12 protein-coding genes and 2 pseudogenes are annotated in these 18,790 nt (G+C 41.8%); all 14 read left to right on the top strand.

Annotated features, from left to right (window positions below; genetic code table 11):
* Positions 1–10 precede the first annotated feature (10 nt).
* The 14 genes and pseudogenes from mraY to ligA all read left to right on the top strand — a co-directional run bounded on the left by mraY (position 11) and on the right by ligA (position 18,568).
* Complete coding sequence (mraY, locus tag AC6ER9_RS00570) at positions 11–1,081, top strand: phospho-N-acetylmuramoyl-pentapeptide-transferase (protein ID WP_497074545.1); 1,071 nt, start codon at positions 11–13, stop codon at positions 1,079–1,081.
* Positions 1,082–1,085: 4 nt separating this feature from the next.
* Complete coding sequence (murD, locus tag AC6ER9_RS00565) at positions 1,086–2,480, top strand: UDP-N-acetylmuramoyl-L-alanine--D-glutamate ligase (RefSeq protein WP_497074544.1); 1,395 nt, start codon at positions 1,086–1,088, stop codon at positions 2,478–2,480.
* 146 nt (positions 2,481–2,626) lie between these two features.
* Positions 2,627–3,774: pseudogene (locus tag AC6ER9_RS00560) on the top strand (FtsW/RodA/SpoVE family cell cycle protein).
* Positions 3,771–4,906: pseudogene (locus AC6ER9_RS00555) on the top strand (UDP-N-acetylglucosamine--N-acetylmuramyl-(pentapeptide) pyrophosphoryl-undecaprenol N-acetylglucosamine transferase). The pseudogenes AC6ER9_RS00560 and AC6ER9_RS00555 overlap by 4 nt, the downstream one beginning before the upstream one ends.
* A complete protein-coding gene (gene murC, locus AC6ER9_RS00550) occupies positions 4,890–6,308 on the top strand; it encodes a UDP-N-acetylmuramate--L-alanine ligase (RefSeq protein ID WP_497074543.1) in 1,419 nt (472 codons plus the stop codon). Before AC6ER9_RS00555 ends, murC begins: the two are co-directional and overlap by 17 nt.
* A gap of 5 nt (positions 6,309–6,313) precedes the next feature.
* Positions 6,314–7,291 (top strand): UDP-N-acetylmuramate dehydrogenase, encoded by a 978-nt coding sequence (gene murB, locus AC6ER9_RS00545; protein WP_497075241.1) that lies wholly within the window; start codon positions 6,314–6,316, stop codon positions 7,289–7,291.
* A gap of 240 nt (positions 7,292–7,531) precedes the next feature.
* Positions 7,532–8,452, top strand: a complete 921-nt coding sequence (locus AC6ER9_RS00540) for a D-alanine--D-alanine ligase (protein WP_497074542.1) — start codon at positions 7,532–7,534, stop codon at positions 8,450–8,452.
* On the top strand, positions 8,440–9,351 hold the full coding sequence (locus AC6ER9_RS00535) for a cell division protein FtsQ/DivIB (RefSeq protein WP_497074541.1): 912 nt from the start codon (positions 8,440–8,442) through the stop codon (positions 9,349–9,351). Before AC6ER9_RS00540 ends, AC6ER9_RS00535 begins: the two co-directional genes overlap by 13 nt.
* Positions 9,348–10,649, top strand: a complete 1,302-nt coding sequence (gene ftsA, locus AC6ER9_RS00530) for a cell division protein FtsA (RefSeq protein WP_497074540.1) — start codon at positions 9,348–9,350, stop codon at positions 10,647–10,649. Before AC6ER9_RS00535 ends, ftsA begins: the two co-directional genes overlap by 4 nt.
* A gap of 63 nt (positions 10,650–10,712) precedes the next feature.
* The gene (ftsZ, locus tag AC6ER9_RS00525; protein ID WP_497074539.1) at positions 10,713–12,485 is read left to right on the top strand and encodes a cell division protein FtsZ; all 1,773 of its coding nucleotides are present in this window, start codon (positions 10,713–10,715) and stop codon (positions 12,483–12,485) included.
* A 215-nt stretch (positions 12,486–12,700) separates the two neighbouring features.
* Complete coding sequence (gene lpxC / locus AC6ER9_RS00520; protein ID WP_497074538.1) at positions 12,701–13,585, top strand: UDP-3-O-acyl-N-acetylglucosamine deacetylase; 885 nt, start codon at positions 12,701–12,703, stop codon at positions 13,583–13,585.
* Between the two features lie 159 nt (positions 13,586–13,744).
* Positions 13,745–14,638, top strand: a complete 894-nt coding sequence (locus tag AC6ER9_RS00515; protein ID WP_497074537.1) for an outer membrane protein assembly factor BamD — start codon at positions 13,745–13,747, stop codon at positions 14,636–14,638.
* A 7-nt stretch (positions 14,639–14,645) separates the two neighbouring features.
* On the top strand, positions 14,646–16,307 hold the full coding sequence (recN, locus tag AC6ER9_RS00510; RefSeq protein ID WP_497074536.1) for a DNA repair protein RecN: 1,662 nt from the start codon (positions 14,646–14,648) through the stop codon (positions 16,305–16,307).
* A 110-nt stretch (positions 16,308–16,417) separates the two neighbouring features.
* Positions 16,418–18,568, top strand: a complete 2,151-nt coding sequence (gene ligA, locus AC6ER9_RS00505) for an NAD-dependent DNA ligase LigA (protein ID WP_497074535.1) — start codon at positions 16,418–16,420, stop codon at positions 18,566–18,568.
* The last annotated feature ends 222 nt before the right edge of the window (positions 18,569–18,790 follow it).

Here is an 18,790-nt window from a genome sequence, read left to right as displayed (position 1 = left end):
TTTTTCTCCCATGATGCTGTTTTTTTCTTCGTTTAGTGATTGGCTTCCAGGTGTGAATGTTTTCCGTTACATTACTTTTCGCACGATAGCAGCGATGCTGACATCGGGGCTTATTGTGTTTTTGTTTGGACCTAGCATCATTGCGTCTCTTAAATTGCGGCAAGGCAAAGGGCAACCCATTCGTGCCGATGGTCCTCAAACGCATTTTAAAAAGGCTGGAACACCTACAATGGGTGGATTAATGATTTTGACCGGCATTATGGTATCGGCATTTTTGTGGTGTAATTTATCGAATATTTACTTTTGGGTATCGCTCTTGGTTATGCTTTCTTTTGGAGCAATTGGATTTTATGACGATTATCTTAAGGTGACAAAACAAACAGAGAAAGGATTTTCTGGGAAGGCACGGTTAAGCTTGGAGTTTATTGTTGCAGCAATTGCGGCTTTTGTCATCTTGCAAATTGGTTCATCGGGATTCGCTTTGCCTTTTTTAAAAGATTATCTTATTAATTTGGGCTGGTTTTTTATTCCTTTTTCTGCTTTTGTCATTGTCGCGACGGGGAATGCGGTTAATGTGACGGATGGGCTGGATGGGCTTGCTATTGTTCCTGTGATGGTTGCAGCTTTATCTTTTGCTCTGATTGCTTATCTTTGTGGTAATATGAATTTTGCTGATTATCTGCAAATACACTATGTATCGGGAACAGGTGAGCTGGCTGTTTTATTGGGCGCTGTTGTTGGAGCAGGGCTTGGCTTTTTATGGTTTAATGCACCGCCTGCAGCTATTTTTATGGGAGATACCGGCTCGTTGGCTCTTGGGGGATTATTGGGGACTGTTGCGGTTGCTACGAAGCATGAAATTGTTTTGGCTCTTATTGGAGGGCTTTTTGTTGTGGAAGCTTTTTCGGTCGTTATTCAGGTTGGTTATTTCAAATTGACAAGAAAACGCGTGTTTCTTATGGCACCGATCCATCATCATTTTGAGAAAAAAGGCTGGACTGAAAGCCAAGTGGTGATACGCTTTTGGATTATTTCAATTGTTCTTGCTCTCATTGGTCTTTCAACACTTAAATTGCGGTGAGATTTTGATTTCTGTTGCATGTTATAAGGGGAGAAAAGTTGCTCTGTTTGGATTAGGCAAGTCTGGATTAGCAACGGCACAAGCATTGATGCGTGGTGGTGCGGAAGTGATTGCATGGGATGATAATCCTGCAAGCGTGCAAGAAGCTTTTTGGCAAAATATTCCAACAAGAGATCTTCATGATGAGGATTGGTCAGAATTTGTTGCCTTGATTCTCGCCCCTGGTGTTCCTTTAAATTATCCGAAACCCCATTGGGTCGTTGAAAAAGCACGTCAAGAAAATATAGAAATTATCGGTGATATTGAACTGTTTGTTCGTGCACGCCGTCATTTTTTACAGCATTCTGGTTTTTGTGATGAGGATGTTCCTTTTATTGCAATTACGGGGACGAATGGAAAGTCGACAACAACGGCTTTGCTTACCCATTTGTTGGAAAAAATGGGGTATGATGTGCAGATGGGAGGAAATATTGGACAGGCGATATTGACGCTTAAGCCCTTTGTTAAAAAACGTATCTATGTGATTGAATGTTCATCGTTTCAAATTGATCTTACTCCCTCTCTTCAGCCAACCATTGGGCTTTTATTGAATTTGACACCTGATCATATTGATCGCCATGGAAGTTTTGCTTCTTATGTGCAAACCAAAAGGCATCTGATTTCTCAGGCTTCTCAGGCTTTTATTTCAGTTGATGATGCAGCTTGTGAGACTTTGTATCAACAATTGCTTTACGAGGGGCATAAAATTGAGGCCATTTCCAAGGGTCATTTTGTTGAAAATGGTTTTTATGCGGAGGGCACTAAGCTCTTTTCTGTTCATCAAGGACAGCAGCATATGCTTGCAGATCTTGCTTCTATGGCTGCTTTGCGTGGAGGTCATAATGCACAAAATGCTCTTATGGCCTTGGCAACGTTGCAGGCTTTAAAAATAACCGATCCTTGTATAAGCAAGCATTTAGCAAGCTATAAAGGATTGCCCCACCGTATGCAGCAGGTGCGTAAAATGGGAGCGGTTTTGTTTATCAATGATAGCAAGGCGACGAATGCAGATGCAACAGCGCCTGCACTTTGCGCCTTTAATGATATTTTTTGGATTGTTGGGGGATTAGCAAAAAAGGGAGGAATTGAGTCTCTTAAAGAATTTTTTCCTAAAATTCGTAAAGCTTATTTTATTGGGAGTGCAGCGGAAGAGTTTGCTCATATTATTGGATCTTCTTTTCCCTTTTCTATAAGCTTAACTTTGGAAAATGCAGTGCGTGAAGCTGCTATTGATGCCATGGGTTGTAGGGCAAAGGAGGCGGTGGTTCTTTTATCACCTGCTTGTGCAAGTTATGACCAATTTAAAAATTATGAAGTACGGGGAGAAGCATTTATCTCTTTGGTGATGCAGTTACAATAAAAAGAAGGGCCAATTATAAAAAAACACTTTTGCGTTAAGATTCCAGAATCTTTTTTTGTATAATTTAATTTCTAAAGTGTTTGTTAAACAGGTTGGGGAACCTTATCACTTTGAGACAATTTATAAAACGGATAAGGTGGATATAAATGATTACGCGTGCAGATAGGGATCCAATTGCTAATTGGTGGTGGACGATTGATCGCTCTATCTTTGCAGCTTGTTTAATTTTAATGGGGATTGGCATTATGCTGTCTTTTGCTGCTAGTCCCACTATTGCAAAAAAAATCGGAATTGCTGATAGTTTTTATTTTGTTCGATGGCATATCATTTTCAGCATTTCAGCATTTTTTACAATGGTAACCATTTCTTTTTTTTCGCTTCGCAATATTCGTCGCCTATGTGCTCTTTTGCTCATTGTAACGCTGGCTCTTATGGTTGCAACCTTATTTTTGGGTCCTGAATTAAAGGGTGCAAGACGGTGGATTTTGCTCTTTGGTTTTTCTGTACAAGCTTCAGAGTTTATGAAGCCAGCTTTTGTAGTGATGTCTGCTTGGCTTTTTTCAGAACAGATACGGCGAAGGGGAATTGGGGGCTACATGTTAGCGATTGTACTTTATGCCATTTGTTGTGTGCTTCTGGTTTTACAGCCTGATATTGGACAAACACTTTTAATAAGTGCAACATGGGGGGGCTGTTTTTTATTGCCGGTGTCCCTCTTACGGTTATTTTCCTCTTTCTCATTTTGGGTGCTGTAGGAATTATTTTAGCTTATTTTTTTCTCCATCATGTGCGTGAGCGTATCGATGGTTTTTTGACCGGTGAGGGAGATACTTTTCAAGTGGATGTGGGGCGTGAGGCTATTTTAAATGGGGGGTGGTTTGGACAAGGTCCTGGAGAGGGAACAGTAAAACGTATTATTCCTGATAGCCATACAGATTTTGTATTTTCCGTTGCTGCTGAAGAATATGGTATTATCCTTTGTTTATTAATTATGATGCTTTTTGGCTTTATCGTTATGCGTTCATTATATATAGCTATGAATACGCGGGATTCCTTTATGCGTCTTGGTATTACAGGCATAGCCATGATGATTGGTTTTCAATCAGCCATTAATATGGCCGTTAATCTTCACTTAATTCCTCCCAAAGGCATGACATTGCCATTTATTTCTTATGGCGGTTCATCAATGGTGGCGATTGCGTTTTCAATGGGAATTTTGCTCAGTTTAACACGTCGTTGGCCAGAAGCGCGCCTTTCCGCTTTTTCTTCTTCTAGCTTGGATACGTCTTCATGAATGATAAAAAAGTTATTATTTTGGCGGCAGGTGGTACAGGTGGGCATCTTTTTCCTGCTGAAGCACTTGCTGTTGAATTAAGGGGGCGTGGATATGATGTTCATCTGATAACAGATGAAAGAGCGCGACTTTTTGTCCGCAGTTTTGATGAAGAGCATACACATATTGTTTCATCAGCAACATTTACACGACGTCATCCTTTTGCTTTGATAAAAACATTTTGGTCTTTGTTAAGGGGCATGGGACAATCGTTGGTGTTATTTTATAAATTACGTCCTGTTCTTGTAGGTGGTTTTGGGGGGTATCCTAGCTTTCCTCCTCTTTTTATTGCAGCCTTAATGCGGCGTGTAACATTTATTCATGAGCAAAATGCTGTTATGGGGCGTGCTAATCGGGTGTTGGCAATTTTTGTGCGTGCAATCGCTGGTGGTTTGTTGTCGCCGCATGGTGCTTATGCTCATAAAACGTTTTTGACGGGGAATCCTGTGCGTAAGGCTGTGCTGAAGGCAGCAGAAATTCCCTATCAACCTTCTACAGGTGATGAGCCATTTAATTTTTTGATTTTTGGGGGGAGCCAAGGGGCCTCTGTTTTTTCACATATCGTTCCAGAGGCGATTGCTTTACTTGATGATAAAAATCGTAAACGCTTACGAATTGTGCAACAAGTTCGCGGTGAAGCTGGAGGATTGATTAAAACCTATCGTGATATGGGTGTCCAAGCAGAGGTTGCATCTTTCTTTGATGATATGGCTGAACGTATGGCGCGGTCTCATTTTATTTTATCACGTGCTGGGGCATCATCCGTTTGTGAAATTGCGGTGATTGGTCGGCCTGCTTTGCTTATTCCCTATCCCTATGCTTTGGATCATGATCAGGCAGCCAATGCTGCTCTTCTTGCGCGTGTGGGGGGGCAAAAATTGTTTTAGAAAAGGATTTAAGTGCGCAAAAACTTGCTACTCTTTTAACACAAGCTTGTTGCACACCCCATTTATTGGAAAAACAAGCGCTTGCTGCAAAAAAAGTTGGGCAACCTTATGCGCCCTGTTGCCTTGCTGATATGGCTGAAGCCTTAATTGCCGGGCGATTGTTGTCAGATATAAAAGAGGAGCTTTTTGATGAAGATGCCACTTGATATAGGCGTTATCCATTTTATTGGGATCGGGGGGATTGGTATGAGTGGAATTGCGGAGGTTTTTTATAATCTTGGTTATAAAGTTCAAGGGTCCGATCAAGTTGAGAGTGCCAATGTTGAGCGTTTGCGGAAAAAGGGAATTAACGTTCATATTGGTCATTGTGCTGAAAATTTAGGAAATGCAGAGGTTGTTGTTTTTTCTACTGCCGTTAAAAAAACAAATCCTGAGTATATTGCTGCAAAAGAAAGACATTTGCCGCTTGTCAGACGTGCAGAAATGCTGGCGGAACTGATGCGGTTTCGGCGCGCAATTGCGGTGGGTGGTACACATGGTAAAACAACGACCACATCAATGGTTGCAGCGCTTCTTGATGCTGGTCGTTTTGATCCAGTGGTGATTAATGGTGGTATTATTAATGCCTATGGTACGAATTCTCGTACAGGAGAGGGCGATTGGATGATTGTTGAAGCCGATGAAAGCGATGGGACATTTTTGAAGCTGCCTGCTGATATTGCTGTTGTTACCAATATTGATGCTGAGCATTTAGATCATTATGGAAGTTTTGATGCTGTGCGTGAGGCTTTTCGACAATTTGTAGAAAATGTTCCTTTTTATGGTTTTGCTGTTTTGTGCCTTGATCATCCTGAGGTTCAAGCATTGGCAGGCCATATTGATGATCGTTGGGTGATTACTTATGGTGCCAATCCACAAGCGGATGTTCGTTTTTTAAATCTTTTGATGGATGGTCAAAAAACATATTTTGATGTTCTTATCCGTTCACGCAAGACAGGAAGAAAGATTGAGTTGAAAAAACTGCTTTTGCCTATGGCAGGGCAGCATAATGTTGCCAATGCAACAGCAGCGATAGCTATTGCGCATGAGCTTGGCATTTCAAATGAATTGATAAAGAAGGGCTTAGCAGAATTTGGTGGCGTAAAACGGCGTTTTACGCGAACAGGAAGTTGGCGTGGTATTGAAATATTTGATGATTATGGACATCACCCTGTGGAAATAAAGGCTGTTTTGCGTGCGGCACGTGAGAGTGCAAAGGGGCGTGTCATTGCCATTGCACAACCCCATCGTTATTCGCGTTTGTATCATTTATTCGATGATTTTGCTGCTTGTTTTAATGATGCCGATACCGTACTGATTACTCCCGTTTATGCCGCTGGTGAAGAACCTATCGTAGGGTTTGGTTCGCAAGAATTGGTAGAGCATATTAAAATGGCGGGGCATCGTGATGTGCACTTGATCCATAGTCTGGAAGATGTGGTGTCTCTTGTCTCAAAATTTGCTCAGGCAGAAGATTATGTTGTTTTTCTTGGTGCTGGTAATATCACACAATGGGCTTGTGCGTTGCCTCATCGGTTGTCGGGATTTGATGGGGGTGTCGGGACTTGATGGTCATGATAAAGTTTCAGCACATTGATGGTGAGGCGCTACTAGCGCAATTGCAACCGCTGTTGGGTGATATTAGAGGCAAGCTTACTCCTAATGTTGAGATGCGTAAAGTGACATGGTTTCGCACGGGCGGGTTGGCAGAGCTTTTTTATCAACCTGTTGATGAAGAAGATTTGGCGCTCTTTCTTCAAAAATTACCTGAAGCTGTTCCTGTAACCGTTGTCGGTATCGGTTCTAATCTTCTGGTACGTGATGGGGGCATTCCTGGGGTTGTTATTCGTCTTTCGCCCAAAAATTTTGGGCAAGTTCAACAAGTTTCTTCAAAAGGCTTTTTGGTTGGTGCTGGTACGGCAGATAAACATTTAGCTGCTGCCGCTTTAAAGGCAGAAATTGCAGGCTTTCACTTTTATCATGGTATTCCTGGTGGTCTTGGTGGAGCTCTCAAAATGAATGCGGGGGCAAATGGTGTTGAAACCGCAGCGCGTGTTGTTGAGGTTTATGCACTGGATCGTAAAGGACAGCGCCATATCTTAAATTTGAAAGATATGCATTATTCTTATCGCCATTGCGATATTCCTGAAGGTTTGATCTTTACGGCTGCGTTATTAGAAGGAGAACCTAGTCATAAAGATGATATTCGTGCTGCTATGGATGAAGTGGCTCTTCACAGAGAAACAGTGCAACCTATTCGCGAAAAGACAGGGGGATCAACTTTCAAAAACCCTGAAAATAAATCTGCGTGGCGTGTGATTGATGAAGCAGGGTGTCGTGGTTTACGGATTGGGGGTGCTCAAATGAGTGAAATGCACTGTAATTTTATGATTAATACAGGGCAAGCAACAGGATATGATCTTGAAACATTGGGCGAAACAGTGCGTGCACGTGTTTTTGCACATTCATCTCATCTTTTACAATGGGAAATAGAACGAATTGGTCAATTTGAGTGTGGTCGAGAGGTTGCTCCTTTTGATCCATTTCATTGATTTATTGTTCACTAAAAAAGTGTAAATAAAAAATAGAGTCATTTCAAAGAGATAATGAAAAAAATCTATTAAGAATCAATAAATTAACAAAGAGCCTCTTGCATCAGGCCTTTGAGTCTGATTCATTATGCAAAATGCTAGGTTATTGATTCGCAAGGATAAACTTCGTTTTTTTCTGTATGTGGTGTAGATGTGTTTTATATAGACTACATATAGTATTGCGAAAGAGGGTGATTTGTTATGAAAGATAAACATATAGCTGTGTTAATGGGAGGTTTCTCTTCTGAACGCTCTGTAAGTTTATCTTCAGGAACCGCTTGTGCTGATGTTCTTGAGGCGCAGGGGTATCGTGTGAGCCGTGTAGATGTTGATGCGCATATTGCTTCTGTTCTTGAACGGTTGCAGCCCGATATTGCTTTCAATGCATTGCATGGTCCATTTGGTGAGGATGGTCGGATTCAGGGGATTCTTGAATATTTAAAAATTCCTTATACCCATTCTGGTGTGATGGCATCTGCTTTGGCCATGGATAAGGGACGTGCAAAAATTATCGTTGCCAGTGTCGGGGTTGGGGTTGCTCCTTCTCGTATCATGAGCCGCTTCTCTGTTGGAAAAACGCATCCTATGGAACCTCCTTATGTTATTAAACCTGTGTGTGAGGGGTCAAGTTTTGGTGTTGTCATTGTCCAAGAAAATGAAGCTGCACCGCCGCATAATATCGGGGGATCTGAGTGGGGGTATGCCGATGAGGTGATGGTGGAAAAATATATTCCTGGTCGTGAATTGACTTGTGCTGTTTTGGGAAATGCAGTGTTGGATGTGTGTGAAGTTCTTCCCAGTCAATCCTTTTCATTCTACGATTATGACTCAAAATATAAAACAGGTGGTTCTCTCCATATTTGTCCTGCAAAACTTTCACTAAATATTTACCAAAGTGTGCAAAGAATGTCTTTAGCAGCCCATCAGGCGATAGGGTGTCGAGGTGTTAGCCGTTCTGATTTTCGTTTTAATGAGAAAACAGGAGAATTGGTTTGGCTTGAAATTAATACGCAACCCGGTATGACATCGACGTCCCTTCTTCCTGATATTGCAAAAGCAAGCGGTCGTACTTACGGCGATATTGTTCAATGGATGGTGGAGGACGCATCATGTATGCGTTGAATGTTAATAAATCAAATGTCCCGATGGAGGTGCTGTTAGTGCCAGCTCTGCCACGTCTTTATCGTCGTTTTCTTCGGTTTATGTTTGAAGTTGTTTTTGTCAATGTTCATATTCCACGTCATTTCGGCTCTTTTGCTGTTGTATGGTTTTTCTTTCTAACGACTTTTTATGGACTTTCAGTCAGTGGCCAGATGGCTGTGATCGTAAATGCGATCATAGCGGATAGTGGTTTTGTGGTTGTTGATGTTGATATAAGCGGTAATAAGCGCTTGACAAGTAAAGATATTTTTAAAATTTTAGGACTTGATATTGCCCCTTCTATTTTCACTTTTGACGTTGAAAGAGCACGTTCTCTTTTGGAAAAACAGGCTTGGGTTCAATCAGCGAATGTTCAGAAGATTTATCCCAATAGAATGCGTATTTCTATCGTGGAGCGTGAACCTTATGCTATTTGGCAACATGATGGTGTGATGGATATTATTGATCATACAGGGCGTGTTATTGTGCCTTTTAAAGAAGAAACTGTTCGGGATTTGCCTCTTGTGGTTGGGCAGGGTGCACAAAATGCTGCTAAAGCGTTTATTCAAGCATTATCAGTCTATCGGCAAGTATATGATCATGTTCGTGCTTTTGTGCGGGTAGGTGATCGGCGTTGGGATCTTGTTTTAGATAATGGAATGCGCATTATGTTGCCTGAAAATGGGTCTCTTGAAAGGTTTTCCTCTCTTGTTTCGTCCGGTAGAATGCAAGATCTTTTATCGCGCGATATTCTCAGTGTTGATTTACGTCTTTCTGATCGAATTACTGTTTCTTTATCCGATGAAGCGTTGGGGCGTTATGATGCTGGTGTTGCAGAAGAAGAGCGTATTTTAAAGGCACGAAAGGTAGGAAACCCATGATGTTGCTTAGATCACATCATCGGGGGGGGCGTAAAACACGTTTTTTAACGGTTCTTGATGTCGGCTCAAGTAAGGTTGTTTGTCTTATTGCCTGTTTGCGTCCTTTAAAGCATGCGCACTATTTACATGGTCGTACACATTCTGTGGAAATTTTAGGCTTTGGAGTACAGCGTTCATGTGGGATTAAATCTGGTGTTGTCATGGATCTGTTTGCAGCAGAACAATCAATACGCTTGGCTGTTGATGCGGCAGAAAAAATGGCTGGTTTGGTGGTGGATTCAGTAATTGTGAATTTTTCCTCAAGTCGATTACAAAGTGCTTTAATTCATGGAAAAGTCCATTTGAATGGTCGTGAAGTTACCAAGCGTGATATGCGTATGGCCTTTTCAGATGTTTCGCGTAAAGCTTTTGATGCTGAACGTCATATTATGCACTCAGTTCCAGTTTCTTATGTCTTGGATGGGGATAAAGGAATTTCTGATCCTATTGGCATGGCAGGGGAAACATTTGGGGCCGATGTGCATGTGGTAACAGCAGAAACAGCCTCTTTGCGTAATTTGGAAACATGTATTAATCGCGCACATTTGAGTGTTGAAGCGATGGTTGCTACTCCCTTTGCAAGTGGTCTTGCTGCCTTGATGAACGATGAGGCGCATTTAGGGGCTGCATGTATTGATTTTGGTGGTGGAACAACGACATGTTCAGTGTTTTTTGAGGGAAAATTTGTTTATGCGGATGCGCTTGCTGTTGGGGGGCATCATGTTACTCTTGATGTTGCGCGCGGATTTTCTATGTCTCTAACAGAAGCAGAACGTTTAAAAGTCGTTTATGGTTCAGCACTTTTAACAAGTGCTGATGAGCGGCAAATGATTAATGTAGCGGAAATTGGAAGTGAACAACGTGAAACGCAATATCCTCGCGCGGTTCTTGGACGCATCATTCGTGCACGTGTTGAAGAAATTTTAGAAATGGTTCGTGATTGTTTAAATCGTTCAGGTTTTGGTCATATCATTGGTAAGCGTGTTATTTTGACTGGGGGAGCAAGCCAGTTAACAGGATTGTCAGAGGTGGCACGTACTATATTAGGAAGAAATGTTCGTATCGGGCGGCCTTTAGGGATTTCGAGGCTTCCTTCTCTTGCAAAAGGGGCGGCGTTTACATCTGCTGTTGGGTTGTTAATTTATCCGCAATTGGTGGGTTTTGAAGAAAAAACAATGCAGGCGGCAGGAAATCATTTATCGGTGGGCACGCGTGGGTATTTTCAGCGTGTTGGTCAGTGGTTGCGTGAGAGTTTTTAGTTAAGTCTAGTTGGATAAATTGCATCGCTTTGGCTTGCGGTGTCTTATGAGAAGGAAAAGAAAATGACGATTAATCTGCATCGGCCAGATATCGCGGAATTGAAGCCACGCATTACCGTTTTTGGTGTTGGAGGTGGTGGCGGAAATGCCGTGAATAATATGATTAATGCTGGTCTTCAGGGCGTTGACTTTGTTGTTGCAAATACGGATGCACAGGCTTTGGCTATGTCAAAGGCTGAACGTGTTATCCAGCTTGGAGCAGCTGTAACAGAAGGTTTGGGTGCTGGGGCTTTACCGGAAGTTGGGCAAGCCGCTGCAGAGGAATGTATTGATGAAATTATTGATCATCTTGCAGACTCTCATATGGTTTTTATTACTGCTGGTATGGGGGGAGGAACTGGAACAGGGGCCGCTCCCGTTGTTGCTCGCGCAGCGCGTGAAAAAGGTATTTTGACCGTTGGTGTTGTGACAAAGCCATTTCAGTTTGAAGGGGCACGTCGTATGAAAACGGCAGAGGCTGGTATTGAAGAATTACAAAAGTCTGTCGATACATTGATTGTTATTCCCAATCAAAATCTTTTCCGTATTGCAAATGATAAGACAACATTTGCTGATGCTTTTGCTATGGCTGACCAAGTGCTTTATTCTGGTGTTGCTTCCATTACGGATTTGATGATTAAAGAAGGGTTAATTAACCTCGATTTTGCTGATGTTCGTTCTGTTATGCACGAAATGGGTCGAGCCATGATGGGAACGGGGGAGGCATCTGGTGAGGGGCGTGCTTTGGCTGCTGCTGAAGCGGCTATTGCGAACCCGTTGTTAGATGATACCTCTATGCGTGGGGCGCGTGGTTTATTGATTTCTATTACGGGCGGTCGCGATATGACTCTCTTTGAGGTTGATGAAGCTGCTAATCGTATTCGTGAAGAAGTGGATGCTGATGCGAATGTGATCTTTGGAGCCATTGATGATGAGTCATTAGAGGGTGTTATTCGTGTTTCTGTGGTTGCTACCGGTATTGATCGTGAGGTTAGTGATGTTGTTCCGTCCTCTCAGCCTCAGATTCAAAGGCCGACTTCTTCAATGCGTAAGAATGACTCTGGAACGCCACACAGTTCTTTTCATGTTCAGTCATCGCCCTTGCGTTCTGAGTCAATGGTAGAAGTCATCGAATCACTTGAAATAGAAAAGGGGAAACCAACAGGAGAACAATTTCGTCCCAAAAGTCAAATTTTTGCACAGCCTGCAGAAGCAATGACGACACGAAGTGCGGCGAAAGCTGTTGCTTATGGTTCCAATACTATGCAGGATCAGATATCAAATAGTCCACGTATGCAAGTAAGTCGTTCTACTCAACAAACTATGGCAGCTCCCGTGAGTATGGAGGCAACAGCGCATGTTCTTGATGAGATGACAGGGGTTGTGAGGCAAAAAGAAAAGCCAGTGCAACAAAAACAAGTACAACAGATGCAAACACGTGCTCCAATGCGTATGCCGGAGTTAAAAGATTTTCCTTCTGTTGCTCATGGACAAAGTCAAAGAACATCTACCACTGATCAAGGTCCTCGTAACCTTTGGCAGCGTTTGAAGCAGAGTTTGACACATCGTGAGGAAGCAGAACCGGAAGCAAGGCTAGAGCCTGCTGTAAGATCGTCTCAGCAGCAAGAGTCTCATGTTTACAGTAAAAACTCTCAGGCGCTTTCTCAAGATGCTTCTGTTTATGTTCCTCGTCGTTCTGGTGAGTTGCATCCTCAGGTTCCACAAGATCAGCGTACTTTTATTAGTGAAGAAGATCAGTTGGAAATACCAGCATTTTTACGTCGTCAAGCCAATTAATTGATAAAGAATGAAGCAAAGTAAGGAATTTTATTACTTATTTTATGATGAATTAAGAATTATACAGTGAAATATACTGCTATTTTTTGATAAAATACTTTGTTTTTAAAAAAAAGCCGCTTATCGTTAAGCGGTTTTTTATTATTTGCTATGAATATTTTTTTATGGTTTTATAACGCGTTTCAAAAGATGTAAGAGTAATTCAATAAAATGATATGATGAATTTAGTGCCAAAATATCAGTCTACTCTTAAAAAAGCAGTGATATTTAAGGGGATTGGCGTTCACAGTGGCTGTTTGTCGGTGATCAGGGTTTGTCCAGCGGATGTTGGATGTGGTATTCTTTTTAAGCGTTGTGGATTAGACGGAACAGAGAAAATATTTAAAGCCCATGCATCGCAAATGGGAGAAACTGAGTTATCAACGATGCTTGGAGAGGGCGATGTAAGGGTTGAAACAATCGAACATTTGATGGCTGCCATTGCTGCTTATAATTTGGATAATCTTATTATTGAAGTATCTCATAATGAGATTCCTATTTTAGATGGTTCCGCATGGCAATACTGCCAAGCTTTTGAAGAGGCTGGCATTGTCCAGCAAAATGCATACCGTTCTTATTTCATTATAAAAAAACCGTTGCGTGTTGAAGGAGCGCATGGTTTTGCAGAGCTTTTACCCTTTGATGGGCGTCGTTTTGATATAACGATCTCTTTTCCTTCTTCTGCTATTGGTAGACAACATTTCAGTTTTGATTTTACTACACAAGGGTTTCGAGATGATTTGTCGCGTGCGCGAACTTTTGGTTTTATCAAAGATGTGGAAAAATTACGGCTTTCTGGAAAGGCGAGAGGCGCTTCTTTAGAAAATTCTCTTGTTATTGGCCTTAATGACGAAATTTTAAATCCCGATGGTCCTTATTGGGAGAATGAATATGTTCGGCATAAGATGCTTGATGCGATTGGTGATACTGCTTTGCTGGGGGCCCCTTTTATTGGATTATTTCGTTCGTATTGTAGTGGACATAAAATTAATGCACAATTGGTCAAAGCTGTTTTGGCAGACGAATCATATTACGAAAAAAGCTCTTTAGAGAAAGAGTAAAACAAAATTGATAGGATTGTTTATCATTTATTTGATTTTTAAGGGGATGATTGACCTAAGCTGCTAAATTAGTTATGTGGATTTTAAAGTGATATGGTATAAAAAACCTTAATAAATTGTTTTTGCGACAAGGTGATATTCTGTGGAGGCCGGAAAACTATGAAAAAAGCTCATCTGTGCATTGGAAATATGGCATATAGAAAATCTGACATTGTACGCAAGATATTGGGGGTAGTTCTTTTAGGAAGTACTTGTATGTTAGCAGGATGTCTCTTTAAAGAGAAAAATACCCTCGATCCATCTGCTTATGTTCTAAAAATAGATCCACCGGATGTTCTCTATAATCAGGGACTGGCTAGCCTTGAAAGTGGGCGGCTTGCGGATGCCGCGAAGAAGTTCTTGAAGATTGAAAAACAGTATGCTTATACAGATTGGGGCCGTAAATCTTTAGTCATGGGGGCTTTTACAAATTATCGACTCGGCAAGTATGATGATTCAATTAGTATGGCTCAACGCTATATTACTCTTTATCCAGGGTCGACTGATTCAGCTTATGCGTACTATATTATTGGTCTTTCTTCTTTCCGCCGGATTCCTGATGTTACACGCGATCAACGGGATACGAAACGCGCTATTGCTGCGATGCAGCTTCTTATAGAGCGTTATCCAAATTCTGAATATGTCAAGGATGCTAAGGATAAAATACGTTTCGGGCGCGAACAGCTGGCTGGTAAAGAAATGCAGATTGGCCGTTATTATGAAGAGGGACGGCGCTATCTTGCTGCAAGTAGACGGTTTCGTACCGTCGTTGAAGAATATTCCGATACCAATCAAATTGAGGAAGCGCTTTTTCGCTTAACGGAAGTTAATCTTGCTCTTGGTTTAACGGCGGAAGCACAGACGGCAGCCGCCATTTTAGGACGTAACTATCCAAAAAGTCAGTGGTATAAGTTTTCTTATAATCTCTTGCAGAAGAATAAAATATCACCACATGAGCATAAGTCTTCTTGGATCTCAAATGCTTTAGCTGGTGATAAGAAGAGGGCTCGTTGATTCTCTCATGCTGGTACAGCTTTCGATTCATAATATTGTTTTGATCGAAACGCTCGATATTCATTTTACAGCGGGATTGACAGTTTTAACTGGAGAAACAGGGGCGGGAAAGTCCATTTTACTTGATGCTTTGTCACTGGCTCTGGGGGGGCGGGGTGATGCTTCGCTTGTGCGTCATGGTGTAACCCAAGGGCAGGTTACGGCTGTTTTTGATGTTCCTGTTTCACACCCTGCGCGTCAGCTTATTCGTGAGAATGGCCTTGATGATGAGGGTGATATTATTTTACGACGTGTGCAGTCAAGTGATGGACGGAGTCGTGTCTTTATCAATGATCAAGTGTCTAGTGTTTCCTTAATGCGGAGTGTTGGTCGTCACTTGGTCGAAATTCATGGACAACATGATGATCGTGCGCTTGTTGATGTTGCGACACATCGGCAATTATTAGATGCCTTTGGTGGGCTTGAAGATGACGTGGAAGATTTGCGCCAATGTTATCGAATATGGCGTGAATGTGAGGAACGTTTGCAACAACAGCGTCTTAAGGTAGAAAATGCAACGCGCGAGATGGATTATCTTCGTGCGTGTGTAGAAGAGCTTGAAAAACTTGATTTTCAAGTGGGAGAAGAGGAGGCTCTTTCTCTTCGTCGTGCTGATATGCTTAAATTAGAAAAAATAGCGACGGATATTAAAGAAGCCGATGATCTTTTAAGTGGTCAAAAATCACCAATTCCAGTGTTGTCTAATTTGGTGAGGCGCTTGGAACGGAAAATTCCTGAAGCACAAGAGCTCATTGCACCGGTGGTGAAATCACTTGATGAGGCATTGCATGCCCTTGCAACCACACAAGAAGGCATTGAGGCGGCAATACGCGCATTGGATTTTGAACCGGATGAATTGGAACGGATAGAAGAACGTCTTTTTGCTCTTCGTGGTTTTGCACGTAAATATCAAGTTTCTGCAGATGGGTTGGTGCAATTACGCGATAAAATGGATGCTGAACTTACTGATTTTGAAGAGGCTCAGAACACATTAACGCGTTTTGAAGATGAGGCAGGGCAGGCAAAGAAAGATTATGATACATTAGCACAAGCTTTAACAATAAAGCGTCGAGAAATAGCAAAGCATTTATCTGAAAGCGTGATGGCTGAGTTACCGGCATTGAAATTAGAAAAGGCGGAATTTATTGTTGAAATGCAGACAGATGTTGAAAGGCGAAGTGCAGAGGGGTGTGATCGTATTGAATATTGGGTGCGAACAAATCCTGGAACGCGTGCTGGGCCGATGTTTAGTGTGGCTTCTGGCGGTGAGTTGTCTCGTTTTTTATTAGCATTAAAAGTTGTTTTATCGGATCGAGGATCGGCTCCCACATTGATTTTTGATGAAATTGATACAGGCGCTGGGGGCGCTGTTGCGGCGGCTATTGGGCAACGGTTGCAACGGTTGTCGGAAAGGATTCAGGTTTTTGCTATTACGCATGCCCCCCAGGTCGCGTCAAAAGCGCATAGCCATTTTCTTATTTCAAAGATTGAAAGTGATGATGAAGGGCGCTTTGTGACTGTTCTTCATAAAATGGAAGAACAGGAACGTGCAGAAGAAATCGCTCGTATGTTGGCAGGGGAACAGATTACTGAAGAAGCGCGTGCAGCGGCTCAAAAGCTTTTGGCATAAAGGTCATTGATGAACGATAAAAATATTGGAAACTTGTTTTCATTGAGATTTACTTTATGAAAAAGAGTGGAGATCCTTAGGGCAGTAGTTTGTAATTTGGAATAGATTTTATGAACAAGGGTGAAGTTAAAAAACTTACTGCTCTTGAAGCAGAAAGTGAATTAGAGTGGTTGGCAAAAGAGATTTCACGTCATGATGTGCTTTATAATCGTGATGATCAACCTGAAATTTCTGATGCAGAATATGATGCTTTGCGCCGCCGTAATGCAGAAATTGAAGCTCTTTTTCCTGAACTCATTCGTATAGATTCTCCTTCACATAAAGTTGGAGCACCGGTTTCAGAAAAATTTGAAAAATCTGTTCATGCACAGCCTATGCTTTCCCTTGATAATGCATTTAGCTTTGAAGATGTCAGCGAATTTGTTGAGCGTATTCATCGTTTTTTACGCATTCCAGAAACACAAATGTTGGAAATAACAGCAGAGCCCAAAATTGATGGTTTATCATTGTCTTTGCGCTATGAGGAGGGGCGGCTTGTGCGTGCGGCAACGCGGGGCGATGGAACTGTCGGTGAAAATGTGACAGCGAATGCTCGAACAATTGCTGCTATTCCGCACGTTTTGCAAGGTGATTTTCCGGATATCATTGAGGTTCGCGGTGAAGTTTATATGGGGAGGAAGGATTTCCAAGCATTGAATATCAGCCAACAAGAGAAGGGTAAGTTAACCTTTGCCAATCCTCGAAATGCGGCGGCTGGTTCACTCCGTCAGCTTGATTCACGGATAACGGCCAGCAGAAAGCTGCAATTTTTTGCCTATGCTTGCGGTGAGGTGAGTGAAATATTTGCACAAAGTCAAATGGAGATGATGAAAAAGCTCAAAGAATATGGCTTTATTATCAATCCATTAACAAAAGTCTTTAAGACAATCGAGGAAATTATTTCCTATTATCGTGATATTGAAGAACGCCGTCATGTCTTAAACTATGATATTGATGGTATTGTTTATAAGGTTAATGATTTGATGCTCCAAAAGCGCTTGGGGTTTGTTTCTCGTTCGCCGCGTTGGGCAATAGCGCATAAATTTCCAGCAGAAAAAGCAATAGCGCTTTTAGAAGATATTGATATTCAAGTGGGACGCACAGGGGCTTTGACGCCGGTTGCGCGCCTTACGCCTATTACTGTTGGTGGGGTAGTGGTGACCAATGCTAGTTTGCATAATGAAGATTATATTAAGGGAATTGGTCATAAAGGAGAGCCCATTCGTGAAGGACGCGATATCCGCGTAGGAGATAGCGTGATTATACAACGTGCTGGTGATGTGATTCCTCAAGTTGTTGATGTTATCATTGAAAAGCGCCCCCAAAATGCGGCTGTTTTTATTTTTCCCCATTTGTGTCCAGCGTGTGGGAGTCATGCTGTTCGTGAAGATGGAGAAGCGGTGCGTCGCTGTACAGGGGGGCTTATTTGTCCTGCACAGGCGATTGAGCGTATTCGTCATTTTGTTGCACGCAATGCTTTTGATATTGAGGGCTTGGGCAAAAAACAGGTAGAGTTTTTTTTCCATGCGCAAGATGAGGCGCTTTGTATTCGTACACCAGCTGATATTTTTACTTTAGAGCGGCGCCAACAAAAATCTTTGATACGTTTGGAAAATATGGAAGGTTTTGGTACTGTTTCAGTGCGGAAATTGTATGATGCTATTAATGCACGCCGAGAAATTCCTTTAAGTCGTTTTTTGTTTGCATTGGGGGTTCGTCATGTTGGTGAGGTTAATGCACGCCGTCTTGCACGAACTTATCAAACTTATACAGCTTTTGAAACTGCGGCGATGGAAGCACTTATACCATGTGAGAGAGAAAATAAAGAAGGCAATGAAGCTTGGCTGGAGTTGATTAATATCGAAGGAATTGGACCACAGGTCGGCAGTGCAATTGTTGATTTTTATCAAGAAGCTCATAACCGTGAGGTTTTATCTGTTTTGCTTGAAGAAGTAACTCCTCTCGATGAGGGGCCTGTTTTGATAGATTCTTCACCAATAGCGGGGAAGATCATTGTTTTTACAGGAACTTTGACGCGCATGTCACGTGATGAAGCAAAAGCATTGGCTGAGAGACTAGGGGCTAAAACGTCGGGTTCACTTTCTAAAAAAACAGATCTTCTTGTTGCAGGAGATGGAGCAGGATCAAAATTGACAAAAGCGCAGGAATTAGGTGTTGAGGTGATCGATGAAGAAGCTTGGCTACAGCTGATTGAAGGATAAGAGTGCTTTTCTCAAGCAGACGAATACGTTGTTTTTCTTTATTACGTACATTTATTGATCTTAAAAACAAATATATAATGCCCATATAAAGTCTTATAATTTTTAGTATTGTAAAATATTCCTTCTTAGGACAGTGATGTAATGAATAAATTTATTACTTTTTGTAGAGGGAAGGTTTTACTTTTTTAACAGTAATATGCTATAAATCTTAATAACGCATTT

Source organism: Bartonella sp. SL317 (genome assembly GCF_059687655.1).
Note: the sequence above shows the minus strand (reverse complement) of the source record. Positions and strands in the feature narration are given on the sequence as shown.

What these genes read in the sequence shown, in the direction of transcription:
- mraY (WP_497074545.1), top strand. Translation starts at nt 11, where the DNA reads ATGATGCTGTTTTTTTCTTCGTTTAGTGATTGGCTTCCAGGTGTGAAT.
- murC (WP_497074543.1), top strand. Translation starts at nt 4,890, where the DNA reads ATGAAGATGCCACTTGATATAGGCGTTATCCATTTTATTGGGATCGGG.
- murB (WP_497075241.1), top strand. Translation starts at nt 6,314, where the DNA reads ATGATAAAGTTTCAGCACATTGATGGTGAGGCGCTACTAGCGCAATTG.
- AC6ER9_RS00540 (WP_497074542.1), top strand. Translation starts at nt 7,532, where the DNA reads ATGAAAGATAAACATATAGCTGTGTTAATGGGAGGTTTCTCTTCTGAA.
- AC6ER9_RS00535 (WP_497074541.1), top strand. Translation starts at nt 8,440, where the DNA reads ATGTATGCGTTGAATGTTAATAAATCAAATGTCCCGATGGAGGTGCTG.
- ftsA (WP_497074540.1), top strand. Translation starts at nt 9,348, where the DNA reads ATGATGTTGCTTAGATCACATCATCGGGGGGGGCGTAAAACACGTTTT.
- ftsZ (WP_497074539.1), top strand. Translation starts at nt 10,713, where the DNA reads ATGACGATTAATCTGCATCGGCCAGATATCGCGGAATTGAAGCCACGC.
- lpxC (WP_497074538.1), top strand. Translation starts at nt 12,701, where the DNA reads ATGATGAATTTAGTGCCAAAATATCAGTCTACTCTTAAAAAAGCAGTG.
- AC6ER9_RS00515 (WP_497074537.1), top strand. Translation starts at nt 13,745, where the DNA reads ATGAAAAAAGCTCATCTGTGCATTGGAAATATGGCATATAGAAAATCT.
- recN (WP_497074536.1), top strand. Translation starts at nt 14,646, where the DNA reads ATGCTGGTACAGCTTTCGATTCATAATATTGTTTTGATCGAAACGCTC.
- ligA (WP_497074535.1), top strand. Translation starts at nt 16,418, where the DNA reads ATGAACAAGGGTGAAGTTAAAAAACTTACTGCTCTTGAAGCAGAAAGT.